The sequence below is a fragment of the Streptomyces sp. R21 genome (assembly GCF_041051975.1).
Classification (GTDB): domain Bacteria; phylum Actinomycetota; class Actinomycetes; order Streptomycetales; family Streptomycetaceae; genus Streptomyces.
In genome coordinates this window covers 9428684-9452626 of record NZ_CP163435.1, presented here as the reverse complement: position 1 = coordinate 9452626, position 23943 = coordinate 9428684, and the positions used below count along the sequence as shown (strand labels likewise).

The 23943-nt window shown below is 71.1% G+C and carries 17 protein-coding genes; 6 read left to right on the top strand and 11 right to left on the bottom strand.

Annotated elements, in window-relative coordinates:
- The first annotated feature begins 72 nt into the window (after window positions 1-72).
- A complete protein-coding gene (locus AB5J56_RS42345; protein ID WP_369241365.1) occupies window positions 73-858 on the top strand; it encodes a phosphodiesterase in 786 nt (261 codons plus the stop codon).
- A 12-nt stretch (window positions 859-870) separates the two neighbouring features.
- Here AB5J56_RS42345 and AB5J56_RS42340 read toward each other — a convergent pair whose 3' ends face one another.
- Genes AB5J56_RS42340 through AB5J56_RS42325 form a run of 4 tightly spaced genes read right to left on the bottom strand, consistent with a single transcriptional unit; the run spans window position 871 to window position 7838 of the window.
- Window positions 871-3867, bottom strand: a complete 2997-nt coding sequence (locus tag AB5J56_RS42340; protein WP_369241363.1) for a TIR-like protein FxsC — start codon at window positions 3865-3867, stop codon at window positions 871-873.
- Window positions 3860-4795, bottom strand: coding sequence for an AAA family ATPase (locus tag AB5J56_RS42335; protein WP_369241361.1), 936 nt, complete (start codon window positions 4793-4795; stop codon window positions 3860-3862). The genes AB5J56_RS42340 and AB5J56_RS42335 overlap by 8 nt, the downstream gene beginning before the upstream one ends.
- Window positions 4792-6870 carry a hypothetical protein gene (locus AB5J56_RS42330; RefSeq protein WP_369241359.1) on the bottom strand — a complete coding sequence of 693 codons (2079 nt, stop codon included), beginning with the start codon at window positions 6868-6870 and terminating at the stop codon, window positions 4792-4794. The genes AB5J56_RS42335 and AB5J56_RS42330 overlap by 4 nt, the downstream gene beginning before the upstream one ends.
- The gene (locus tag AB5J56_RS42325; RefSeq protein ID WP_369241357.1) at window positions 6867-7838 is read right to left on the bottom strand and encodes an alpha/beta hydrolase; all 972 of its coding nucleotides are present in this window, start codon (window positions 7836-7838) and stop codon (window positions 6867-6869) included. The genes AB5J56_RS42330 and AB5J56_RS42325 overlap by 4 nt, the downstream gene beginning before the upstream one ends.
- Before the next feature lie 227 nt (window positions 7839-8065).
- Between AB5J56_RS42325 and AB5J56_RS42320 the strand changes: the two genes are divergently transcribed.
- From AB5J56_RS42320 to AB5J56_RS42310, 3 genes are all read left to right on the top strand, one after another.
- Window positions 8066-9475 (top strand): hypothetical protein, encoded by a 1410-nt coding sequence (locus AB5J56_RS42320; protein WP_369241355.1) that lies wholly within the window; start codon window positions 8066-8068, stop codon window positions 9473-9475.
- 176 nt (window positions 9476-9651) lie between these two features.
- The gene (locus AB5J56_RS42315) at window positions 9652-10836 is read left to right on the top strand and encodes an AAA family ATPase (protein WP_369243115.1); all 1185 of its coding nucleotides are present in this window, start codon (window positions 9652-9654) and stop codon (window positions 10834-10836) included.
- Window positions 10837-10880: 44 nt separating this feature from the next.
- A complete protein-coding gene (locus AB5J56_RS42310) occupies window positions 10881-12128 on the top strand; it encodes a VWA-like domain-containing protein (protein ID WP_369243113.1) in 1248 nt (415 codons plus the stop codon).
- A 47-nt stretch (window positions 12129-12175) separates the two neighbouring features.
- On the opposite strand, the gene AB5J56_RS42305 is transcribed toward AB5J56_RS42310, so the two are convergent.
- Window positions 12176-12871 carry an alpha/beta fold hydrolase gene (locus AB5J56_RS42305; RefSeq protein WP_369241353.1) on the bottom strand — a complete coding sequence of 232 codons (696 nt, stop codon included), beginning with the start codon at window positions 12869-12871 and terminating at the stop codon, window positions 12176-12178.
- 86 nt (window positions 12872-12957) lie between these two features.
- Window positions 12958-14454, bottom strand: a complete 1497-nt coding sequence (locus AB5J56_RS42300; RefSeq protein WP_369241351.1) for an acyl-CoA synthetase — start codon at window positions 14452-14454, stop codon at window positions 12958-12960.
- A gap of 111 nt (window positions 14455-14565) precedes the next feature.
- Between AB5J56_RS42300 and AB5J56_RS42295 the strand changes: the two genes are divergently transcribed.
- Window positions 14566-16980 (top strand): penicillin acylase family protein, encoded by a 2415-nt coding sequence (locus AB5J56_RS42295; protein WP_369241349.1) that lies wholly within the window; start codon window positions 14566-14568, stop codon window positions 16978-16980.
- 65 nt (window positions 16981-17045) lie between these two features.
- Here AB5J56_RS42295 and AB5J56_RS42290 read toward each other — a convergent pair whose 3' ends face one another.
- The gene (locus tag AB5J56_RS42290) at window positions 17046-17843 is read right to left on the bottom strand and encodes an ANTAR domain-containing protein (protein ID WP_369241347.1); all 798 of its coding nucleotides are present in this window, start codon (window positions 17841-17843) and stop codon (window positions 17046-17048) included.
- A 132-nt stretch (window positions 17844-17975) separates the two neighbouring features.
- On the opposite strand from AB5J56_RS42290, the gene AB5J56_RS42285 reads away from it, so the two are divergent.
- A complete protein-coding gene (locus tag AB5J56_RS42285) occupies window positions 17976-18329 on the top strand; it encodes a helix-turn-helix transcriptional regulator (protein WP_369241345.1) in 354 nt (117 codons plus the stop codon).
- Here the strand turns inward: AB5J56_RS42285 and AB5J56_RS42280 are convergent.
- The 4 genes from AB5J56_RS42280 to AB5J56_RS42265 form a co-directional block, all read right to left on the bottom strand.
- Complete coding sequence (locus AB5J56_RS42280; protein WP_369241343.1) at window positions 18312-19232, bottom strand: hypothetical protein; 921 nt, start codon at window positions 19230-19232, stop codon at window positions 18312-18314. The genes AB5J56_RS42285 and AB5J56_RS42280 overlap by 18 nt on opposite strands.
- Before the next feature lie 81 nt (window positions 19233-19313).
- Window positions 19314-20861, bottom strand: coding sequence for a carboxylesterase/lipase family protein (locus AB5J56_RS42275; protein WP_369241342.1), 1548 nt, complete (start codon window positions 20859-20861; stop codon window positions 19314-19316).
- A 244-nt stretch (window positions 20862-21105) separates the two neighbouring features.
- Entirely contained in the window at window positions 21106-22656 is a 1551-nt protein-coding gene (locus AB5J56_RS42270; RefSeq protein WP_369241341.1) for an acyl-CoA synthetase, read from the bottom strand.
- Window positions 22653-23765 carry an NAD(P)H-dependent flavin oxidoreductase gene (locus AB5J56_RS42265; RefSeq protein WP_369241340.1) on the bottom strand — a complete coding sequence of 371 codons (1113 nt, stop codon included), beginning with the start codon at window positions 23763-23765 and terminating at the stop codon, window positions 22653-22655. The genes AB5J56_RS42270 and AB5J56_RS42265 overlap by 4 nt, the downstream gene beginning before the upstream one ends.
- Window positions 23766-23943: the final 178 nt, after the last annotated feature.

Here is a 23943-nt window from a genome sequence, read left to right as displayed (position 1 = left end):
CCTGTGGGGCGTTCCTGTTCGCCCACAGCGGGATCGCTTGCCGCCCCGCCGCGCGACGGGAAGCGTACGGGCATGGCCTTCTCCGTGGCACACCTCAGTGATCCGCACCTGACGACGGGACTCCTGGCCGGGGAGCGGCTCACCCGATTCTCCCGCGCTCTCGGCTCCATCCTGGCCCTCGACCCCCGGCCCACCTGCGTGGTCGTCACCGGCGACCTGGTCGACCGCGGACACGCCGACGAATATGTGACGCTCCAGGAACTCATCGCCCGCTTCCCCGTGCCGCTGCACCTGGTGCCCGGGAACCACGACGATCCCGACTCGCTGCTGAACGTCTTCGGCGGCGGCCCACATGTGGGCGGCGCACATGGATTCCCGTACTCGGTGGAGTATCCCGAGGCCACCCTGGTGGTCCTCAGCTCCAAGGTGCCCGGAGCCCCGTCGGGCCTGCTCGGCCCCGAGCAGTTGGAGCGCCTCGACGAGATCCTGTCCGGACGCGCGGACGTGCCCGCCTTCGTGTGCGTGCACCATCCGCCGATCGACATCGGCATTCCCTTCCTGGACGGCATGAACCTGGCGGACTCCGACGGGTTCGGCAAGGTGATCGGACGGCATCCGCACGTCGTACGGGTGCTGGCGGGCCATGTGCACCGGGCGGTCACCGGCGAGTTCGCGGGCAGCACGGTGGTGACCGCGCCGAGCACCCACCTCCAGAGCAACTTCAATGTGCGCGTGGACGGGCCGGTGGGCTACGTCGACGAACCCACGGGGTTCCTGCTGCATCTGCTGACGGGCACGGGGTGTGTGACGCATACCGTGGCGGTCAGTCATGCGGGGGCGCTGACCATGGGGTTCTGAGGGGGCAGGGCGTCAGGCTTCGGGGTCGCCATACGGCGGCGGGTGAGTGGGGCCCACGAGACGGGGCCGGGGGTAGTGCCGGCCCCGGGGCGGATGCGCCTCGGCATTCTTGAGGTACTGCTGGGTCGCGTGCGCCACGACGGCCGGCAGGATGTCGGTGAACGCCTTGAGGGTGGGCACGCCGTTGACAGCGATCCGGCAGTCGGTGCGCCGCCCCCGGTCCAGGATCAGCGGGAGGGTGCGCTCCAGCTCATTCGTGAGCTTGCGGCCCTCCTCGCCATGACCCTGCGGGTCGGCTCGGTCCCAGGGAACAATCGCGGTGATCCACGGACGCGCTGCCGTATCGAACGCCCTGAGCCTTCGCCGCCGTTCGTCGTCGGTGAGTGCCCAGCGGTCGACAAGGAGAATGCCCGGACGGCTCGGCGCCGCGTTGCCTGTCCCCTCCCCCAACATGTCCTCACCGGCGTCGTCGTCGAAGGAGGACACGGTGATCCGGTAGTCGAGCGAGCGGATCAGTTCTTCGGCGAAGGCGGGCAGCGGCCTGGTGCTCTCCGAGCGATAGGGATTCCAGTCCAGTGCGTCCTCGCCGTACGGGCGCCCGTCCCGATGCTCCGGGATGCTGTCCCGCGTGGGTGCTGCCACCGTCAGATGGATGTGGCGGGGACCCTCACCACGAGGCTTGAAGGCAGTCGGTGTGGACACATAGGAGCGCGGCTGAGCGGACGGCAGCGGCGACTCGTGGGCGACCCGGACGATGCGCTGGGCGAGGCCGAGCACGGTCTCCTCGTACTCGTCGCGCAGCCGGTTGAGTTTGATCAGACCGTAGATCCCGTTGGTCGCGTAGCGGTCCCCGAACGCGGTGGTGTCCATATGGATGTGCCGTACGGAGTCCGGGAATTGGGTGTACTCCATGTGCGTCCACAGCGCGGGGACGATGGCGGCGACGGACCCGGCCCCGGCGGCTCGCGCCCGCACCATACGCTCGTGGAACGCAAACCATTCCCGCCCGCACCTCTCACTGGTGAAGTAACGCGGGGAGAACAGCGGCACGAACACCCGGCAGGTGGCCAGGTTCTCGCTGAGCTTCTCCGACCAGCCCTCCCCCGAGTGCATCTCCCGGTCCATGAAGCCGGCCGGGGCTCCGGCCGGGAGGTCCGTCAGCGCCATGATGTGGTCGCACAGATCCGTGAAAAGCCGGTGCACCCAGTGATCAGGGTCCCCGCCGCCCGACCCCCAGGCCGGTGTGTGCGCGTAACTCAAAAAGAAGTACGGTCGGTTGTCCGCCGCTGCCCCGGCTGCCGGAGCAAGCCGTGGAAGGTATTCCGGTTCCGCGACTGGAGTGGCCTGTTCGAACTCTCCCTCCGCGTCCGCGTCCGCGTACTGCGCGGCCGGCGGATTCGCCGCGCCGACGAACTGCTCTTCCTCCGGCTCGTGCCCCTCACTGTCGTCCACGAGGCCGCCCTCCAAGAGCCCCAGCAGTTCCAGCGTCCGCTGCGACGCCTCCGCGAACGGCCGGAGTTCCGCGGGGAGTTCCCTCCCCTGCTCGCCCCGCACCACCGCCAGCAGGTCCCGGCCGCCACCCACCTGGGACGACAAGTAGTCGCTCAGCACGCGGTACAGCCGCCACACCTCGTGCTCCGCGAGCTCCTTCCTCAGCCGTAGCTGGACGTCCTGAGGCAGGCTCAGCTCGACTGTTCCGTCTTCTGCGGTGTGCAGCCGGAAGAGCCCGCTGATGAGCAGTTCGGCCAGCTCTGCCGTCATCGCCTCGGGCACGAGCTGTTCGCGGACGAGATGGACCAGCCGCATGCTCAACCGGTCAAAGGCGGAGCACAGCACGGCCAGACGGGCCGCGGGCCGCGAGGCCGTGTGCAGGAATCCCTCCGCGGCCGCCGCCGCGGAGCGGGGTCGCGGCCTGCCGGTCCGTCCCTCACGCGGGACCAGGACGGCACCACATCCCTCCGGGGCCGTGCGCATCAGGGCGCGTGACCAGCGGTCCACCACCTGCGGATCCATCGACAGGACTGGCACGGGCAGCCAGTCACCGCCCTTCTCCACGCTGTTGCGGTCCGCCGGTACGGGCGAGGTGTCGACGTCCAGAAGAGGGCCGGCCGAGCCCGGCAGACGCGCCGAGACCCGGACCGTCGGCAGGTCGAGACCTGTTCTGCGCCACAGCTTCTGGGGCAGCGGGTTGAGGAGGGCGACCGGCGTGGACAGGGACCAGGTCCGCAGGTGTCGCCACACATCCGGTTCCCGCCAGCCCGAGGCCGCGCAGTCGGACACGACCACCACCAGCCGACGCGCGTCGGACATACTCAATTGGCCCGGAGCCACCAACTGGCGCAGCCCGTCCCGGAGCTCGGGCAGCCCGTCCCGGAAGGTCAGCTCGCGCACCTGTAGCGTGCGGAACGCGCCGAGCCACCCCAGTGCGGCTGTGAAATCGGTGATCGTCTCCCGCCACACCCCCATGGCCGGTGAGCGGTCCACGACCAGCACAAGGTCGAACCAGCGCTCCGGCGCGGGCCGGAACGCCGGAATCAGTTCGCCGCTGCGCGCATACGCCTCCACGGTGGCCTCGACGTCCAGGACAGATCTGCGGCCCTGTGGCCACGGCCGCTTCCAGGGACGCAACGCACCGGTCACCGCCCTGCGCAGGGGCAGGCCGCTACCCCACGGCGCGGCCACCGCGTCGCCGCGGATCCGCTCCGGCGCGCCGGACAGGCGCTCGTGCACATCCCGCCCGGGAGCGTCCGCCGCCCTCTCCGTGGGCGGCACGGCCTCCTCCGGAGGCGCCGCCTCCCACTGCCACGCCGGCGGGGGCTCCAGGCGCACCGCTCCCGTGGGCTGATCCGGCGCGGGCACGGCGGAGCCCCGGTCCGCGCCCTCGGCCATCCGGGACGCGAGCCAGAGGACATCGGCGAGCGCCGTGCCGTCCAGCTCCGGCGCGGCGGCGCTCAGTGCCGCCACCGCCCGGGCGAGCGGCTCCGACGTCGGAGAGGTCCCTTCAGGCACGGGACAACCCGCGCAGGACCAGATCCATGACCTCCTGCTTCTCCTCTCCGGCCAGGGCGCTGCCGCCGGTCAGCAGATGCACCGCGTTCAGGAGCTGGTCGATGGCCAAGGTCTGACCCGACGCGACTCGTTCGACGAATGCGTGGATGAGTTCGTGCACAGCCCCGGACCGTTCGGGTTCCGCACCGACGTCCAGGTGTGCCTGGACGATCCTGAGCAACGCCTCGGCGTTCGGCGGCGGCATGGTGAAACGGATACACCTCCGGAGAAAGGCGGGAGGGAAGTCACGTTCGCCATTGCTCGTCATCACGATGAACGGGAAGTGACCGCACTGCACACGCCCCCGCTCGACCCGGCTGCGTTCGGTGCTCCCCCACTCGCGCACCCGGACCTCGGTCTCCCGGTAACGGGCCAGTTCGGGGATCTCGAACTCGCCGCGCTCCAGTACCTCGAGCAGATCGCTCGGCAGATCCAGGTCACCCTTGTCGATCTCGTCGATGAGCAGGGCACGAGGACGCTCGCCGGGGAGCAGCGCGGTGCCCAGCGGCCCCAACTGCAGGAAGGGGGCGATGTCGTCGCTGCCGCCCGGGCCGTCGAGGCGCTGCGCATGGATGCGGCCGAGCGCGTCGTAGCGGTACAACGCGTCCGTCAGCGTGCTGCGTGAGGTGATGTGCCAGCGCAGCACATGACCGAATTTGAGCTCCGCGGCGACCTGCTCGATCACCGTGGACTTGCCCGACCCCGCGGGGCCGGTGACCAGCAGCGGCCTGCGCAGCACCAGCGCGGCGTTGACCGCGCCGACCAGACCGGGCGGCGGCTGGAACTGACGATGCAGGGCCTGCCGGGGGAAGGTCCGCCACGGGGGCGGCTCGCCGAGGTCGACGTCGCGTGGCGTGCCGTCCCCGACGTAGAAGGGCTGCCAGGTCATGCGGAGTTCTCCCTCTCCGTTGTGAACTGCCCGAACCAGTCGCAGAAGTCGAGCCACTCGATGTCGTGCCACACCGTCCGCCACTGGGCCAGATGCTCCCGGCCTTCGAACTCCTCCTGTGTTCTCTGCCCCCAACTGCAGCGATACGCCTCACAGAACTCCGCGGGCAGGCGAGGCCAGTACTTGTCGAGGCTGTCCATGAATCTGCCCGGAACGCAGTCGCCGACGCACGGCCACAGCACAATGGGGGCGTACTCCAGAAGTACTTCCATCACCCGTACGAACTGCGGCGGCCGATGGTTCAACGCGAGCGCCCCTCGGTACACCCCGTTCCCGAGGCGTTCGCGCAGCTCCCTGAGCTTTCCGGTGTCCTGCGCGTCAAGCCAGTCCACCGGCGCGCGGCCGGCACTGTGTGCGCCCATCGCCTCCAGTTTCTCCCTGGCGCGTACGTTGATCCGCCACAGATGGTCCGGCGGACACAGCCGCTCGCTCCAGCGCAGTACGACATCGTGCGCGACGCCCACACGGTCCCCGATGCGTACCTCTTCGGGGCGCCAGCGCAGCAACAGAGCGGCAGAGGCCGCGATCTCCACCCGGCACAACTGGACTCCGAGCTTCCTCGCCTCGTCGGACGCCCATTTCAGGACGTCGCCGAGCCGTCCCTCCACGGCTTTCCGGTCGGGCCTGCAGTCGAACCCCCTGTCGTCGTAGTGCTCCCCTCCATCCATCAGCCACGCTTCGAGACACGAGGGCCACACGTCACCGGCCGCGGTGCGCGTGACGACGATCAGCCGCATCCGCATCCTGGCGTCCAGGCTCTCCAGCTTCCGGAACGCATCCACGAGTTCGACCTCGGCGTCCACTGTGCGCGCCCATGCCCGGAGCTCCCGACAGGTCTCGTCAAGGCCGTCCTCGGCGGCCAGCGCGGCGACCAGAGCCGCCAGACGGGCGGTGCGCGTGTCCTCGCTGCCCGGTGTCCTCAACCGCAGGAACTCCACGGCGTCCCGGCGCAGGGCGCTGCCGGAGGTGACCGGCAGCGATGACGCCGACTGGTGGTCGGCGGCCGACCACAGCGCCCGCCGCAGCCGTTCGGAGGTGAGCGCCTGTCCGGGCCAGGAGGCGAGGAGATCGATGGTGCACAGGCTGTCGATCACGCCCTTCACGATGCGCAACGCCCACCGCAGCTCGACGGTGTTGCCCGACGCGTGTTCCTGCAGAGAGCGGCGCAGGGTTTCGAGCGAGTCCCGTCCGGTCACCGGCTCCGCCAGCAGCCCGGAGCATCCCAACGGAGCCACAGCCAGCTCCAGTTGTTCGGTCGCGATCGGCCCGAGCACCGATCCGACCGGCAGCCGGTGGCTCGCGTTGCGGGAGAGCCAGGGCCGCTCCCCCGGCTGGACCCCGTCGTACTCCATCCGCCGTGCGTCCTGCCCCGGTGCCACGTCCCGTACGGCATGGAGCAGCGCGTCCGCCCGCAGGAACTCGTCGGCACCACCGATGCCCTCCGTGAGCACCTGAACGACGCCGCGCGAGAACGCGAGCCCGAACGCCGTCTGCGCGGCACCGACCGACATCAGCAGTGAGAGCCGGGCCGCGCCCTGACGCACCCCGCCGTCCAGTGCCTTGAGGTCGGGCATCGCGCCGCCGGCGTGACAGGTGTCGACGAGGGCGAAGACCCCGGGCAGGCCTGGTGTCTCCAGGACCTGGGTCAGCAGCTCCCCGACGTTCACCGCGGTGGCGATCTCGTCGGGGCGGGAGTTGCCCGCCATGAGGTAGAGGGTGGAGTTGCGGCCCGGGGTGATGCCGTGCCCGATCAGCACGAGGACCAGCACGGCCCCGGCCTGTCCGGCCCGTTCGGCCGCGCCCCGGATCGCGGCTTCGATCCGCGCCTGGTCGACCTCGGCGCCGTACAGCAGCGAGGGTGCGGCCTCGATGCCGGGTGCGCACCCGCCCCGCCACTGATCCGTGAGCAGGCCGTGCAGCGACCCGGCGACCTCTTCCAGTTCGTCGAGCAGCCCCAACTCCGCGCACTGCGGGGCGATCACGAGCACGTGGCGGCGCGGGTCCGGGGTGGTCATGGCTTCGCGGCTGTCTCTATCGCCTCGACCAGGGGCCCTGCTACGGCGGGTTGTGCCAGGTACTTGGCGGCCGGATGCACCCACGCGCCGTCCGAGTCCACGCGTCTGCTGACGGGCAGTACGGAATGGACGCTGGGCCGGACGACTCTCTCCAGCCGTGGCGCTCCGACGATGAGGTCGTCCCGGTCCCAGAAGTTGAGCCACCGGCCGACCGGGCGCGGCACCGCCACGGGCTGTGGCAGCATCCGGGCGCGCACCGCCGTGCGCAGGCCGATCGGCGAGCCGAGCGTCACCAGCAGCGGGACCTCCCCCGGATACGCGTGCAGCGTCTCCAGCGTCACGACGGTGCCGAGCGAGTGCGCGACGACGAGGGTGGCACCGGCGGGGTCGAGGGCCTGCTCGACCCGGCGGCGGACACGGACGTCCAGCGCCGACCCCTTCTCGTCGGGCTCGCCACGGCGCAAATAGCGGTCGACCTGGCGCAGTTGACCCACCATCAGCCCCGCACTGGCCCAGCGGCCGAAGGTCCGCAGGCCGGGCAGCGCCAGCAAAGTGTTGGTGGCGGTGAGCAGCTGCCGAGCGCCCGAGCCGGGGCCCTGGGGGACGCCTTCCGGAGCGAGTTGGGCGCGTGCGCGGCGCAGCAGCGCGGCCTCGTCCTGGAGGGTGGGGTCGGCCAGCCGTTCCTCGATGGTCTCCCGCAGCAGCTCGGCGACCGCGTCAGCGTAGGTACCGGCGTTCGCTTCGTCCGCCGTCTCCGATGCACCGCCCTGCGACTGAGGCGGGCCGAACAGATCCCCGTAGTAGGCGAATCGCGCGTCGGCGGCCCAGCCCTGCACGAGGTCGAGGACGCGGTGGGAGTGGCCGGCGTGACGGGCGCCCTCGGCCAACGCCCGCAACCAGGCGTCCAGTTCTGCGGCCGGGTCGCGCGGACCGCCGATGCCGTGGACGAACACCAGCCGAGGCTTCATGATCCCCCCGAGGCCTCTGCCCGGGGCGTCCGGGCTTACTGGCCAGATTAGCAACTCCCTTGCACACAGCGCCCCTTGTAGGACGGGATCCGAAGCGCCCAGGGGAGAGCCTGCGCCGGTCCGAAGGAAAATACCTGGCAGATCGAGACGAGGAGCGTTACGATCACCGCGATGATGACTCCCTCCGTTAGCAGATTGGGGGCCCCGTCCACGCAAGGTGAGTGCTGATGCTCACTGAAGCCGCGACCGGGGATTCCCGCCTTTCCTTGTGGCTGCGCGTGCGCGAGTTCGCCGTGCCGCCGTCCATGATCGAGACTGCGACCGCCCGCCGCTCTGCCGGTGACTGGGCCGGGGCGTGCGCCGCCGCAGGCATCGACGTCGATCTCGACCTCCGTTCCGTGGCGCTTCGTCGCGGCAAGGCCCTCGCGGCCCGGATCCGGGCCGATCTCCGCCAGCTGGCGCCCGACCTGCTGCGCTGGCACATGCCGAGGATCGCTCCCGACGGGCTGCTGCGCCCCGGCCTGACCATCGCTCTGGCGCGCTACGACACCACGGGGACGGGCGGCGCACGTCCGGTGGACCTCGTGGCCCGGACTCCCCCGGCCTGGGCGGATGCCGGCCAGCGGATCAGCCTCGCGCTGTGGGACGGATCCCTCACCGAGCCGGGCGTCCGCCGCCATCCGCATCCCCATCCCGACCGGCGGTTCCGCCTCGACCTGCACCGCCACCTGTGGGATGTCCGCAGGACCGATGAGTTGCGGATGCGCTCCGGTGGCGATCTGCTGCCCGTCGACGACGCTTACGTGTCGGACGTGGATCCGCAGGAGTTGGTGCCGCAGGGGCGCCCCTGCGCGGTCGACCGGTGGGCGGCCGAGGCGGCGATCCTGCTCCGCGCCGAGGGTCGTCCCACCAGTGCCGTCCTCGTACGGCTCGGAGGCCGGCGTCGGCTGGCCCTGGGCCTGGTGGCGGACGGGGACGGTGACGGGCCGCCAGGGGTGCTGATCTCGGCGGCGCCCACCAAGGGTGTCGCCGCCACGCTCCCGGTCCTGCCCGACGCGGCGACCTGGGTGCCGCCCGACCTGGAGCTGATCCGTTCCGGCTTGATCGACGCCGATCGGCTGCACCCGCTGGTCGCCTCGGCGCTCGTACCCGATCACGCTCCGGCCCCTTCGGCGCGGCCTCCTGACCGGGCGGGTCAGCCGCACCTCGTGGAGTGCCGGGGAGCTCGGCACCGGATCGGTCTGGTCGACGGGGTCCTGGCCCCACTGGACCACGACCCGGCCGAGATCCGGCGGGAGGAGCTGCTCGCCGCGCTCACCGGCACCCCGCTTCCCTGCCTCCAGGCGATCGACGCCGCACACCGGCATCCGGACTGCCTGGCCGGCGTACGCGAACGCCTCGACCACGGCGACACCGCCGGTGCGCTGGCCGTCGTCGAAGGTCTGCTCGGCCCCGAGGCGGTGCTGCGCAGCGGCGCGCTGCAGGACGAACTGCAGGCGGCCGCGGAGCGACGCATCACCTACGGGCTGTTCAGGTCGGGCCTGGTCGGCCCCGCACCCGGATCCGGCCGCAGCCTCCCGGGGCAGTGCCGTCCCCGTAACCACCGCTCGCGCCCGCGCCACACCACCGGGCGCTGACCGGGCGACTCCGCCCCTCCCCAGCCGCGCACCGTCTCTAATTCACTCCCTCATCACGAATCCAAAGGTGATCAGACTTGCTCAAGCATGCCCCGTTCGCTGAAGCCGACGCCGCCTTCGATCTCGCTCATCCCGCCGCCCCCTCCCCCGCCTCCCAGCTCGACGTCGCCGGCGAGCTGCTGACCCTGCTGCGCGACTCCACCACCGAACCGCGCCCCGACATCCAACTGGAGGCCCTGACCCTGGCCGTGGCCGCCGACCTGCCTGTCCTCCTGTGGGGTGAGCCGGGGATCGGCAAGACCGCGGCCCTGACCCAGCTCGCCGCGGCGCTGGACCTGCCGCTGACCACGGTGATCGCCAGCGTGCACGAGCCGTCCGACTTCTCCGGCCTGCCCGTCGTCGGAGACGATCCGGCCGAACAAGGTGTCCCGATGGCCCCGCCGGACTGGGCCGTACGACTGGTGCGAGCCGGCCGAGGACTGCTGTTCCTGGACGAACTGTCCACGGCTCCACCGGCCGTTCAGGCCGCCCTGCTCCGCCTCGTGCTCGAACGACGCATCGGCGCGCTGCAACTGCCGCCCGGAGTGCGGATCGTCGCCGCCGCCAACCCGCGGTCCTCGGCGGCCGACGGCTGGGAGCTGAGCCCGCCGCTGGCCAACCGCTTCGTACACCTCCAGTGGACACACGACCACGAGGTCGTCGTACGCGGCCTCGGCGGGACCTGGCCCCTGGCGACGCTGCCGCAGCTCGCCGCGGAGAAGCTGCCGGGGGCCGTGGACTTCGCCCGCCGCGCGGTGTGCGGGCTGCTCGCCGTCCGCCCCGGACTCGTACACCGGCTGCCCAGCAACGAGACGCGCCGGGGCGGTCCGTGGCCGTCGCCTCGAAGCTGGGAGATGACGCTGTTCCTCATCGCCTTCGCCACCGCGGCCGGATCTTCCCGGGAGGTGCTTTCCCTGCTGGTCAGGGGCACGGTGGGGGACGGTCCGGGGCTGGAACTGCTGGCCAGTCTCGACCGCATGGACCTCCCGGACCCCGAGACACTCCTCGCCGATCCGGGGAGTGCTGTCCTGCCCGAGCGGGGGGATCTGCGCCAGGCCGTGCTCGACGGTGTGGTGGACGCCGTCCGCAAGCGCCCGGAGAAGGCCCGCTGGGACGCGGCGTGGGCGCTTCTGGTCCGGGCGCTGGAGACCGGCGCTCCGGACCTGGTGGTGGTCCCCGCGACCACGCTGGCCACGCTCCGCCGCGAGGACTGGGACGTTCCCGCGACGATCGAGCAACTCGCCGGAGTGGTGACCCTGTCCCGGCGAGCGGACCAGGTCGCGGCCCGGTCGGCGGCGGTCGCCGCGAAGGCGGGCCGATGACCGACCACACACCTACGACCGACAACGCCTCGATGACCGAGGACATGCCGACGGCCGAGGACGCGCCCGGGGCACTGGACATGGACAAGCTCTTCGCCGCCCGTCTGCACGCGGCTCGGGCCCGGCCCTATCTGGCGACCGCGCTGTTCGCGCTGCATACCGTGGAGTCGCGACGGGTGCCGACGATGGCCGTCGACCGGCACTGGCGGTGCTATGTCTCACCGGTGTTCGTGGACCGCACGCCGGTGGAGGAACTGGCCGGGGTCTGGGTGCACGAGGTGTCGCACCTGCTGCGTGATCATCACGGGCGCGGTGACCGGGTCGCGCGGGAACGCGGGCTCACCGGCCCGGGGGAACGGCTGCGGATGAACATCGCCGCGGACTGCGAGATCAACGACGACGCGTTCGGCGACGGGCTGGTCCGGCCGGAAGGCGCGGTCGAGCCGGGGTCCTTGGGGCTGCCCGCGGGAGAGCTCATGGAGGACTATCTGCGCCAGTTCCGGCTCGGGCCGCACACGGAAAGTGCTGCCTGGCTGGACTGCGGCAGCGGCGCGGACGGAATGGAACGGGGGTGGGAGCTGGGGCCGGACGGGGCGCACGGCCTGAGTGCGCAGGAACGGGACGCGGTCCGCTTCCGGGTGGCGCAGGGCATCACCGGCCGTCAGGAAGACACCCCCAAGGGATGGAAGCGGTGGGCGGAGGAGGCGTTCCACCCGCCGCAGCCGTGGCGGGAGTTGCTCGGCGCGGCTGTCCGCGCGGCCACTTCGGGCTCCGGCGCCGGACAGGACTATTCCTACGGCCGCCCGTCGCGACGCTCGGCCGGCCTGCCCGGCGTGGTGCTGCCGAGCCTGAGGCGCAGGCCCTCTCGGGTCTCCGTGGTCATCGACACCTCGGGGTCGGTGAGTGACGCCGAACTGGGCAGCGCGCTCCTGGAGGTTGCCGCGATCGCCCGTGCCGTGGGCGGCCGTCGCGACCTGGTCACCGTGCTGCCGTGCGACGCGGCGGCCCGGATCGTGTACCCGTTGTGCCGGGGCGAGGGAATCCCGCTGATGGGCGGCGGGGGTACGGATCTGCGCGCCGGCTTCGCCAGGGCCCTGCGCACGGGCGCCCGGCCGGACGTCATCGTGGTCCTGACCGACGGGCAGACCCGCTGGCCGCAGGCACGCCCGGCGTGCCGGACGGTGGTGGGTCTGTTCCCCCGGCAGCATGCGGGCCGGTCGTGGGACGAGGGGGATCCCGACTACGTTCCGGACTCGCCGCCCGACTGGGCGCGGGTGGTGACGATCGGGTAGGCGTCCTGACCGCCGAGAGATCACACGCGGGATCCGGCACCGCCACGTCACTCGGCGAGGAACGGCTCCACGACTGCCAGGAACTCCTTCGGCCGTGTCTCGTGGACCAGATGCCCCGCGTCGATGGTGACCATCCGCGCGTCGGGGATGCGGTCCGCGAGCGCGGCGATCTCGTCCTGCGGGATCAGGCTGGCCGGGCCGCCGCCCACCAGCAGGGTGGGCATGGTGATTCGCTCCATGTGATCGAACCACACAGGATCCGGCGCGTTGCGCTGCTCGTCGGTGGCCTGCACCATCGCCCAGTCGAAGGACAGCTCCCCGTCAGGGCGTTCGGCGCGCGGGCGCGGCGGATCGAGCGGAAAGGGCGCCGGTGCGTCTTCCAGTACGAGACGGCCTACGGCTTCGGGGGCCCGCTGCGCCAGCAGGTAGGCGATGACTCCGCCCAGCGAGTGCCCCACCAGGTCGGTGCGCGCGATGCCGAGCGCGCCGAGGAAGGCGTGCACGTCGTCGCACATCAGCTCGTACGCGTAGGTACCTGGCCAGTCGCTGCGCCCATGCCCGCGCAGGTCGAGGGCGTACACCCGGCGTGGCCCGGCGGCGAGCGGCCCCGCGATGTCCGCCCAGTCCGCGGAGTCGGCGCCGCGGCCGTGCAGCAGCACGACCGGCGGGGCGTCCTCGGGGCCCCAGGCCCGGTAGGCCAGCGTGATGCCGTTCGCCTCGACGGTGCGCGGTGCGGTGTCCATGCCGGTCAACGTATCCGCGGGCGGCCCGGACCGATCGCGGGATACGCCGACAGCAGAGTCACCGCCGGCGGATCACCACGGCGACCTCAGCCTCGAAACCGGTCCCTCAGCTCCCGCTTGAGGATCTTCCCGCTCGCGTTGCGCGGCAGCTCCTCCAGGAACAGCACGCGCTTGGGAGCCTTGAAGTGGGCGAGGTTCTCGCGGGCGTGGGCGAGGAGTTCGGCCTCGGTGACGTCGCCGCGGGGGACGACGACCGCGGTGACGGCCTCGATCCAGCGGTCGTCGGGAAGGCCGATGACCGCCACTTCCGCCACCCCCTCATGGGTGTACAGCGCGTCCTCGACCTGGCGTGAAGCGACCAGGACGCCACCAGAGTTGATGACGTCCTTCACCCGGTCGACGACGGTGAAATACCCCTCGCTGTCCCGTACGGCGAGGTCGCCGGAGTGGAACCAGCCGTCGCGGAACGCCTCGGCGGTCTCCTCGGGCTTGTCCCAGTAGCCCTCGCACAACTGCGGTGAGCGGTAGACGACTTCACCCGGTGTGCCGTCGGGGACGTCCTTGCCGTTCTCGTCGACCACTCGGGCGTCCACGAACAGGACGGGACGCCCGCAGGAATCCATCCGGCCCTTGTGCTCGTCGGGCGCGAGAACCGTGGCCAGCGGGCCGATCTCGCTCTGGCCGAAGCAGTTGTAGAAGGCCAGCTTCGGGAGCCGGGCGCGCAGCCGCTCCAGGACCGGCACGGGCATGATCGACGCCCCGTAGTAGGCCTTGCGCAGACCGCTCAGGTCGCGGGTCTCGAAGTCGGGGCGGTTCGCCAGGCCGATCCAGACGGTGGGCGGGGCGAAGAGGCTGTCCGCGCTGCCCGCCTCGACGAGGTCGAAGAGCCGGTCGCCGTCGGGCGCGTCCAGGATGATGTTCGTGGCGCCGACCGCGATGTAGGGCAGCAGGAACACGTGCATCTGCGCCGAGTGGTAGAGCGGCAGGGAGTGCACCGGCCGGTCGCCCGCGCTCAGGTCGAGAGCCGTGATCGCGCTCAGGTATTCGTGGACGAGAGCACGGTGCGTCATCATCGCGCCCTTGGGAAGAGCGGTGGTGCCCGATGTGTACAGGAGCTGCACGAGGTCTCCGCTGCGCGGCTCGGGGCCGTCGTACGGGGCGGTCGTGGCCAGCCGCGCGAGCAGCGAGTCGTCGGCGTCGCGCAGCGGCAACGTACGGACGCCGTCGGGGAGTCGGCCCGCGAGGTCCGGATCGGTGAGGACGAGCGCGCTGCCGGACTGGCCGACGATGTAGGCGAGGTCGTCGCCGGTGAGGTTCTGGTTGACCGGTACGTGCACGAGGCCCGCGCGGGCGCAGGCGAGGAAGCCGATCAGATAGGCGTCCGAGTTGTGCCCGTAGGCGCCGACCCGGTCGCCGGGGGCAAGGCCCTGGTCGAGCAGCAGGCGTGCCGCGCGGGAGACGGCCTCGTCGAGTTCGGCGTACGTCCAGGAGCGCTCGCGGTAGTCGACCGCGACGCGCGCCGGGGTCCGCCGGGCGGTGCGTCGCAGCACCCCGTCAACCGTACTGCCGTATTCACGCGTCATGACACATGATCCTCCGGCCGCTCCCGAAAGAGGTCAAGTCAGACGCACGACGCAGCACATACCCGTTGGTACGCTCAACCGCCCCTTCCCTCAATGACGTTGGGAGGCACGATGCGCACCCGCCTGAGACGGCTCGTCATCACCGCCGTCGCCCTGCTCACCGCCACGGCCACACTGCCGGCGGCCGCGGCCGAACGACCAGGCCGTCAGGAACATCCCTCGCACGGCGGCCTGTCCGCCGTGATCCGCTACACCGAGTACGGCATTCCGCACATTGTCGCGAAGGACTACGCAGACCTCGGCTTCGGCAACGGGTGGGCGCAGGCCGCCGACCAGGTGTGCACGCTCGCCGACGGCTTCGTGACCGTGCGCGGCGAACGCTCACGCTACTTCGGGCCCGACGCCGCGCCCGACGGCTCGCTGTCCTCCGCCACCAAGAACCTCTCCAGCGATCTGTACTTCCGCGGTGTGCGGCAGGCGGGCACGGTGGAGAAGCTGCTCGCCGAACCCGCGCCGCGCGGTCCGAGCCGCGAGGTGAAGGACCTGATGCGCGGCTGGGCGGCCGGCTACAACGCCTGGCTCGCCCAGAACCGGATCAGCGACCCGGCGTGCAAGGGCGCCGGCTGGGTCCGGCCGGTGACGACCCTGGACGTGGCCGCACGCGGCTTCGCGCTCGCGGTGCTCGGCGGCCAGGGCCGCGGCGTCGACGGCATCACCGCCGCGCAGCCGCCGACGGCCGGCGCCGCGACACCGGCCGCCCCCGACGCGCAGAGCGCCGCCCGGGCCGTACGCGATCTCTTCGCCGCCGACCAGGCCGACATGGGCTCCAACGCGGTCGCCTTCAACGGGTCCACCACGGCGAACGGCCACGGTCTGCTGCTCGGCAACCCGCACTATCCGTGGCAGGGCGGCCGCCGCTTCTGGCAGTCGCAGCAGACGATTCCGGGCAAGCTGAACGTCGCGGGCGGCTCGCTGCTCGGCTCGGCGACGATATCCATCGGGCACAACGCACACGTGGCCTGGAGTCATACCGTCGCGACGGGCGTCACGCTCAACCTCCATCAGCTGACGCTGGATCCGGCCGATCCGACGACGTATCTCGTCGACGGCAAGCCACAGCGGATGACACAGCGGACCGTCACCGTCGACGTGAAGGACGGCGTGCCGGTGACCCGCACGCAGTGGTGGACCCGGTACGGGCCGGTGATCACTTCGCTGGGCGCGCAGCTGCCCCTGCCCTGGTCCTCCACCACGGCGTACGCGCTCAATGATCCCAACTCGCTGAATCTGCGCGCCTCCGACACCGCGCTCGGCTTCAGCAGGGCCCGCAGCACGGCTGGCATCCTCGCCTCCTTGCAGCGCACCCAGGGTCTGCCCTGGGTGAACACGATCGCCGCCGACTCCGGCGGGCACTCGCTGTACACACAGTCGCAGGTACTTCCGCGCATCACCGACGAGTTGGCCGAGCGCTGCTCCACGCCGCTCGGCAAGGTCACGTATCCGTCGGCCGGGGTGGCGATCCTGGACGGTTCGCGCGGCGACTGCGCGCTGGGCAGCGACCCCGACGCCGTACAGCCGGGGATCTTCGGGCCCGCGAAGATGCCGGTCCTCAAGGACGCGCCGTACGCGGAGAACTCCAACGACAGTGCCTGGCTGGCCAATGCCGACCGGCCGCTGACCGGGTACGAGCGGGTCTTCGGCACGATCGGCACGCAGCGTTCGATGCGCACGCGCGGCGCGGTCGAGGACGTGGCGGCGATGGCCGCGAAGGGCGGTCTGACCGTCGGGGATCTTCAGCGGCAGCAGTTCGCGAACCGGGTGCCCGCGGGCGATCTCATCGCGGACGACGCGGCGGCCGCCTGCTCGGCACTGCCGGGCGGCACCGCAACGGGCAGTGACGGCACGGCTGTTGATGTGTCGGGTGCCTGCGGTGTGCTCAAGGCGTGGGACCACTCCATGAACACCGACAGCCGGGGCGCGCTGCTCTTCGACCGGTTCTGGCGGAAGCTGACGGCCGCGGTCCCTGCGGCGCAGCTGTGGAAGGTCCCGTTCTCGGCGGCGGACCCGGTCCGCACCCCGAACACCCTCAACACGGCCGCCCCGGGCTTCGCGGCGGCCCTCGCCGACACCGTGGCGGAACTGCGGACGGCCGGTATCGCGCTGGACGCGAAGCTCGGCGCGAACCAGTTCGTCGTCCGCGGCGGCGAGCGCATCCCGGTGCCCGGCGGCACCGAGTCGCTCGGCGTGTGGAACAAGGTCGAGTCGGTGTGGAACGCGGCGGCCGGTGGATACCCGGAGGTCACCACCGGTTCGAGCTACATCCAGGCGGTCGGCTGGAACGGCGGCGGCTGCCCGGTCGCCCGCACCCTGCTGACGTACTCCCAGTCCTCGAACCCGAACTCGCCGCACTACAGCGACCAGACGCGGCTGTTCTCCGGTGAGAAGTGGGTGACGTCCCGGTTCTGCGAGCGGGACATCCTGTCCTCGCCCGGCCTGAGGGTGATCCGGGTGCGCGAGCACCGCTGACCGCACGGCTGTGGTTCCGCCCCGGAGCTCCGGGGCGGGATCACCGGCCCTTCCAGCGGCCGCGCTCACGCCTGCGCGTCGAGAAGCTCCTCCAGCGGTGCGGTGTGAGTGGCGACCGCGGCGGCCAGTTGCTGTTGCAGCGACTCGGGCAGCGGCTCCCCCTTGACCGCGCCCACCAAGTCGTCGGCCACATGGTGCAGTTTCGTGTTGGTGCACTGAGAGACCGTGACCAGGACCTTCCACGCCTCCTCGGCACTCAGACGGAAGGAGGCCATCAGGACCCCCCGGGCCAGGTCGATGATCGGCCGCGTCTGCATGGCCCGTCGCAGTTGTACGACTTCGGCGACCAGGTCCTCCTCGACGTCGTCGGGCCGTGTGCCCGCCTCCGCGGTGAGAGGCCTCGCACCGGGAAGCACGTCCTGGTCGTCCTCGGCCGTCATGGTGTCGTCCGCGTGGGAGAACAGTGATCGCGTGTGCGTCACCTCCAGTAGCCGCTCGACCGAGTCGGAGGCGGCTTGGACAGCGACGGTCTTGGCGTCCTCCAGAGCACGCCGCCGCAGGCGCAGCAGGACGTTGAGACCGGAGCAGTCGCAGAACTCGACGCCGCTGAGATCGAGGTCCACACCGCCGACGGAACGGACCAGGGCTTTCTGAGCGGCATGCTGCAGGACCTGGTCGGTCTCGATGTCGACATCGCCGGACACCACCACCAGCACACGGTCACCGACCGCGTGCGCCTCGATACGCAGCGACGGCAGCGGGTCATCCGCCGCGGTCGCTGTCGCCGCCCGGATGGCGTCGCTCTCGCCTTCGAGCCGACCTTCTCCGCTCTCGAGCTGCAGGGAAAGCACAAGATCTGGCATGACAGCCGCTCCCGAGGCATCCGCATGTCTCTGGCTCCTACAGATTCCGCCCCAAAGCTTCACACGTCAAGAGATACATGAAATGCGTTTCACCCTTTTGAACACGTGAATGTATCGCCCTATCCTTGCCCCATGGACGGACTACCAGAGACCCACACGGGTTGGACGTTCCTCACCAACCACGCCCGCGTACTGGCCGCGATCGCCGAGGATCCCAGCACCCGCATCCGCGACATGGCTGCACGCTGCCGACTCACCGAGCGCGCCGTTCAGAAGATCATTTCTGATCTGGAGCAGCAGGGGTATCTCTCCCACACCCGGCAGGGACGCTCCAACATCTACCGCATCGAGCCGGGGACCATCCTGCGGCACCCGGCCGAGGCCGGGCTGACCGTGACGGACCTGCTCTCCGTCCTCGCCCGGCACGACGCGCAGCGGGGCAGGCAGTTGCAGGACGAGCCGACGGGTTCAGCTCCAACTCGGTGAGCGCCCGTGCCGCTCGCCGTACGGCACCGGGCGGCCCGTGAACGCGTCGAGGAGGATCCGGTCGCCGATGGGCCGGTGCAGCTTCACCGTCACCTTCTGGCTCAGCATTTGGGCGGTGCAGGCGCCGTCCTTCTCGCCGGTGATGGAGGCGTAGAGCACCACGCTGCCGCCCGTCTCCAGCACGTTCACCGCTGCGCCGTCGTCGCAGGCTCCGTGCTGGGCCATCACCGTGACGGACCGGCCGTCCGCGGCCGCCTCCACCAGGTGGTCCAGTGGCCACAGGTCGTCGCCGGGCACCTCGGCGGCCGGTTTGATCGGCGGCGCGGGGAGCTTCGACGGGCGGAGCGCGACCTGCTTGAGCGGGGTGTCGTAGCCCTTCAGGGTGAACAGCCAGGCGGGCACGGTCGCCGGGCCGCGGCTGGTGGCCAGGGTCGTCGTGCCCAGTTTCGCCCCGGTCACGGTGAGGTGGGACCCCTTGTCACCGCCGTTGGCCAGGGTCTCGTACGCCGTCCGCGCGCCCGTCACCGGCAGCGTGAGCGAGCCGCCGCTCTCCCACTTCACCTGCCCGTTCTTCGGTGAGCCGGTGGGGAGTTGGCCGCGCAGGACGAAGCTGTGGGTCGTGTAGGCGCGCTTGTCGGCGTCGGTCCGGAAGGCGTGCTCGGGCAGCTGGACGGTCTCTTCCATCGGGTAGTAGCCCTTGCGCCACGCGGCGGCAGCCGCGGAGCCGTCCCAGGCGGCGGCGACCTGCCGGGCCCTGGCCTTCGACTTCGGAGCGGGCTCGGCGGCTCGGACGTCCGGGCCTTCGGCCTTGACCTCGCCGCAGGCGACGAGGGCGCCGGATCCCGCGGCGAACAGGGCAAGTGCCGTCAGAAGATGGATTGTTCGGGCCGTGATGGTGTCCATGGGTCCCCCCGGGCTGGCGTGACGGGTAAAGCCGTTCCGTCACGACGACGCACGAACCCCGTGCGACGTTCGGCCCGTTGGTCACATCTCCGCGTGGCCGAGCAGCGGCAGCGCGGGGAAGGACTGGCCCTGCCAGAGGAGGCGGGAGGTCTCCTCCGGGTAGGCGGTGACGGTCGGCCGTGTGTCGAAGAGCCGGGTCAGACGGTGCTCGACGTCGTATGCGGGCCAGCCGGGGTCGCCGTGGGCGGCGAAGGCCGTCCACGCGGTGCGGAGGTCCGCGGACAGCCCCTCCGCAGCAGGCGAGGGGCTCTCGCCGATCAGCACGGCGGGCTGGCCGCTGCTCAGATTGCCGAAGACGAGAGGTACGTCGAGGCCGTGGCACGCGCCGAAGACACCCCCCATTCCCGGGGCGGGCCAGGTCAGTTCGTACACGTGGGCGCGCCCGCCGCCGGTGATCTGCGCCGTGGCGAGGTGAAGACTCGGCATGCGGAACAGCCAGTCGGAGTTGACCAGTTCGTACAGCTCGTCCGGGCCCGCGGCCGGGAAGGCGTCGCGGTAGCGGCGTGCGCCGTCCGGGCCCGGGGCGAAGAGCCGGAGAGCGGTCTCCGCCTGCTCTTGCGTCACCTGGCCGAGCAGGCCCTCGATCACGGTGAACAGCCGCTGCTCGTCCCGGGTGTGTCCGACGATGAGGTCGATGTCGCGGCCGGCACCGTCCGCCAGGGCCTGCCAAGGAGTGACGGGCAGGACATCACCATCGACGACGGGCGCGAACGCGATCGACCTGTGGGCGGGCTGCCCCCAACGCTCAGCGAACGAGGCCGACTTGGCGGCGACCGCGTCACCGGCGGCGGACAGCTCGTTCGGGGCCACGGTCGACAGGTCGGCGACTGTGGGCCGCAGCCCCAGCTCGGCGGCGCAGGCGGCGGCGATGTCGGCGGCGAGCGCCGGTGAGAAGAACGTCCCCGGCACACTCTGCGCGATCGCCCTGCGGAAGAGCCCGGCCGCGCACGGCATCGCCAGCAGCGCGGCCACCGACCCGCCGCCCGCCGACTCACCGAAGACCGTGACCCGGCCCGGGTCGCCTCCGAAGGCCCGGATGTTGTCACGCACCCACTCCAGCGCGGCGACCTGGTCGAGCAGGCCCCGGTTGGCGGGCGCGCCGTCGAGGTGCGCGAAACCCTCGATGCCCACGCGGTAGTTGAACGTCACCATGACCAGACCGCCGTCCCGGGCGAGGCGGGCCCCGTCGTACTCGGGAAGGCTGGACATGCCGATGCTGTAGGCGCCGCCCTGGATCCACACCATCACCGCAAGCCCCGCTCCGGGGCGCGGCTCGGGCGACCAGACGTTGACCGTCAGCCAGTCGGCGCCCGCCGCGTCCCGCGACAGCGCGTCCATGCCGAAATGACCGGCCTGCGGGGGCGGCGGGCCGTACGCCACGGCTGGGCGTACGCCGTCCCATCCCCTGACCGGCTGGGGCGCGGCGAAGCGGAGGGCGCCCACCGGCGGCTCGGCGAAGGGGATGCCGCGGAACACCGCCACCCCCGCGTCCACAGTGCCGCGCAGCGCCCCGGCTGCGGTGCGGACCTCGGGCTCGGAGCCGGTCGACTCGAACGCGGCAGACGCCATTGCAGTCCCTTTCACGGCAGGGAGAACGCACTCATGGAGGTCGTCGGCGGCGCGTGACCCCCACCCGCGGCGGGCAGGCAGACAGCACCCCCTGCCCGACCCTTCTGTCCGGGCGGTCGCACAGCCGACACCCGGAATCATCCCGCCGAGTCGGGACGAGGGCCAACGATTTACGGGGTACGGCCACTGCGTGCGGCGCCCGGGGACAAGGGCCCGCCTGCTTGGCGTTGTCGTCGCGCCCCGCTCACACGGGCCGGGCGTGTCCCTCCCAGTACGGATCGCGCAGCCGCCGTTTGTAGAGCTTGCCGTTGGGGTCGCGGGGCATGACCTCGATGAAGTCGACACTCTTGGGACGCTTGTATCCGGCGAGTTGTTGTTCGCAGTGGGCGAGGAGGTCCGCAGCGAGGTCCGGGCCCGGTTCGTGGCCGGGAGCGGGCTCGACGACCGCCTTCACCTCCTCGCCCCAGTCGTCGTGCGGGATGCCGAAGGCCGCCGCGTCGGCGACAGCGGGGTGGCTGAGCAGGGCGGCCTCTATCTCGGCCGGGTAGATGTTGACCCCGCCCGAGATGATCATGTCGATCTTGCGGTCGCGGAGGAAGAGGTAGCCGTCCTCGTCGAGGTAGCCGAGGTCACCGACGGTGAAGAAGTCGCCGATGCGGTTATTCCGCGTCTTGCTCTCGTCCTTGTGGTACGAGAATCCGCCGGTGCTCATCTTCATGTAGACGGTGCCGAGTTCACCGGGCGGCAGCCTCTTGCCGTCGTCGTCGAAGACGGCGAGTTCACTGATGGGCCACGCCTTGCCGACCGTGCCGGGCTTCTTCAGCCAGTCCTCGGCGGTCGCGAACGCGCCACCGCCCTCACTGGCTGCGTAGTACTCCTCGACGCTGTGGCCCCACCACTCGATCATGGCCCGTTTCACATGGTCCGGGCACGGGGCGGCGCCGTGGATCGCATGCCGCATCGATGACACGTCGTACGTCTGTTTGATGTGGTCCGGCAATGCCAGCAGGCGGTGGAACTGTGTCGGGACCATATGGGTGTGGGTGCAGTGGTGGGCGTCGATGCGACGCAACATCTCCTCGGGCGTCCACTTGTCCATCAGCACCAGGCGGTGGCCGATGTGCAGGGACGCGCCCGCGAACTGGAGCACCGCCGTGTGATAGAGCGGCGAGCACACGAGGTGCACATTGCCGCCGAACGGCTTGATCCCGAAGATGCCGAGGAAGCCGCCGAGGTAGGACTCCTCGGGAAGCTTTCCGGGCAGCGGCCGCCGGATGCCGCGGGGGCGTCCGGTGGTGCCCGAGGTGTAGTTCATGACCCAGCCGAGTGTGCGGTCGGCGGGCGGCGACTCGGGCTGTCCGTCCAGGAGATCGGCGTACGGCCTGAAGCCCTCGACCGCACCGACGGCGTACCGCTGCGTCGCGGGAAGCTTCGCCTCGTCGGCGGCGTGGCGGGCGGCCTGCGCGAACCGTTCGTGGGCGATGACGACCTTGGCACCCGAGTCGGAGACGATCCAGGCGATCTCGGGGCCGACGAGGTGATGGTTGACGGGGACCAGGTAGAAGCCGGCCTGCGAGGCGGCGAGGTACGCGACGAAGAACTCCACGCCGTTGGGCAGCACGACGGCGAAGGCGTCGCCGCGCTCCAGTCCGGCGGCGCGCAGGCCATGGACCAGTTGGTTGGCGCAGGAGTGCAGCCGGCCGGCGGTCCATTCCTCGCCGTCCGGGGTGATGAGGACCGTCCGCTCGGGGTCGGCGGCGGCCTGGGCCCAGAAGCCGTTCGGGGGTGTGCTCACGACTGGCCGCTCCTTCCCGCGATGCGGTTGATCCGGTCGACGGCGTGCTCGAAGCCCCGGGTCAGGTCGTCGAAGACGGCCTGGACGCTGCGCTCGGTGTTCATCCGGCCGACGATCTGGCCGACGGGTGTGCCGAGCAGCGGCTCCACCTCGTACTTCTGGATGCGGGAGACGGCCTCGGCGACGAGCAGGCCCTGTAGCGGCATGGGCAGCGTGCCGGGTCCGGTCGGATCGTCCCAGGCGTCGGTCCACTCGGTGCGCAGCTGGCGTGCTGGTTTCCCGGTCAGCGCGCGCGAGCGGACGGTGTCGCCGGACCCTGCGGCGAGCAGCTTCTGCGTCAGCGCGCGGGAGTGCATGTCGGCCTCTGTGGTGGTCAGCCATATGGATCCCAGCCACACACCTTGGGCGCCGAGGCTGAGCGCGGCGGCCACTTGCTGTCCGCTGCCGATGCCGCCGGCGGCGAGTACGGGCAGCGGGTCGACGGCGTCCACGACTTCGGGGGTGAGCACCATCGAGGCGATGTCCCCGGTGTGGCCGCCCGCCTCGTAGCCTTGGGCGACGACGATGTCGATGCCCGCCTCCGCGTGCTTGCGCGCGTGCCGGGCGCTGCCCGCGAGGGCCGCGACGAGCACGTTCCGCTCGTGGGCACGCTCGACGACGTCGGCGGGTGGTGAGCCCAGCGCGTTGGCGAGCAGCTTGATGGGATAGCCGAAGGCGACGTCGAGCTGGCTGCGGGCGACCTGTTCCATCCACCCCGTGATGCGCCACCCGGCCGTCTCGCCCTCGGCGAGTTCGGGGACGCCGTACTTGGCGAGGGTGTCCTTCACGTACTGCCGGTGCCCCTCGGGGATCATCGCCTCCACGTCGGCCTCGGTCACGCCCTCGACCTTCTTGGCGGGCATGACGACATCGAGGCCGTACGGCTTTCCGCCCACGTTGGCCTCGATCCAGTCGAGGTCCCGCTTGAGGTCGTCGGGGGCGGTGTAGCGGACCGCGCCGAGCACGCCGAACCCGCCGGCGCGGCTGATGGCCGCGGCGACGGCGGGAAACGGCGTGAAGCCGAAGATGGCGTGCTCGACTCCCAGTTTCTTGCTCAGCTCCGTCTGCATGGCCGCAGGATGCCGCAGTCCTCCGGACGAGGGAAGGGGTTTCCTGATGCTCCGTCAGTTTTCTCGGAGGCTCGAAAGCGCCCTTCGGGCGGGGTTGACACACCCTGCGCCTGACACGAAAGTTTCACTCCGCAGATCGATCCCCGAAAGATACTTTCAGGCGGCGCGGCGGGAGGCT

What these genes read in the sequence shown, in the direction of transcription:
- AB5J56_RS42320 (WP_369241355.1), top strand. Translation starts at nt 8,066, where the DNA reads ATGCTCACTGAAGCCGCGACCGGGGATTCCCGCCTTTCCTTGTGGCTG.
- AB5J56_RS42345 (WP_369241365.1), top strand. Translation starts at nt 73, where the DNA reads ATGGCCTTCTCCGTGGCACACCTCAGTGATCCGCACCTGACGACGGGA.
- AB5J56_RS42330 (WP_369241359.1), bottom strand. Translation starts at nt 6,870, where the DNA reads ATGACCACCCCGGACCCGCGCCGCCACGTGCTCGTGATCGCCCCGCAG.
- AB5J56_RS42310 (WP_369243113.1), top strand. Translation starts at nt 10,881, where the DNA reads ATGCCGACGGCCGAGGACGCGCCCGGGGCACTGGACATGGACAAGCTC.
- AB5J56_RS42325 (WP_369241357.1), bottom strand. Translation starts at nt 7,838, where the DNA reads ATGAAGCCTCGGCTGGTGTTCGTCCACGGCATCGGCGGTCCGCGCGAC.
- AB5J56_RS42295 (WP_369241349.1), top strand. Translation starts at nt 14,566, where the DNA reads ATGCGCACCCGCCTGAGACGGCTCGTCATCACCGCCGTCGCCCTGCTC.
- AB5J56_RS42290 (WP_369241347.1), bottom strand. Translation starts at nt 17,843, where the DNA reads ATGCCAGATCTTGTGCTTTCCCTGCAGCTCGAGAGCGGAGAAGGTCGG.
- AB5J56_RS42335 (WP_369241361.1), bottom strand. Translation starts at nt 4,795, where the DNA reads ATGACCTGGCAGCCCTTCTACGTCGGGGACGGCACGCCACGCGACGTC.
- AB5J56_RS42300 (WP_369241351.1), bottom strand. Translation starts at nt 14,454, where the DNA reads ATGACGCGTGAATACGGCAGTACGGTTGACGGGGTGCTGCGACGCACC.
- AB5J56_RS42265 (WP_369241340.1), bottom strand. Translation starts at nt 23,765, where the DNA reads ATGCAGACGGAGCTGAGCAAGAAACTGGGAGTCGAGCACGCCATCTTC.
- AB5J56_RS42280 (WP_369241343.1), bottom strand. Translation starts at nt 19,232, where the DNA reads ATGGACACCATCACGGCCCGAACAATCCATCTTCTGACGGCACTTGCC.
- AB5J56_RS42285 (WP_369241345.1), top strand. Translation starts at nt 17,976, where the DNA reads ATGGACGGACTACCAGAGACCCACACGGGTTGGACGTTCCTCACCAAC.
- AB5J56_RS42275 (WP_369241342.1), bottom strand. Translation starts at nt 20,861, where the DNA reads ATGGCGTCTGCCGCGTTCGAGTCGACCGGCTCCGAGCCCGAGGTCCGC.
- AB5J56_RS42305 (WP_369241353.1), bottom strand. Translation starts at nt 12,871, where the DNA reads ATGGACACCGCACCGCGCACCGTCGAGGCGAACGGCATCACGCTGGCC.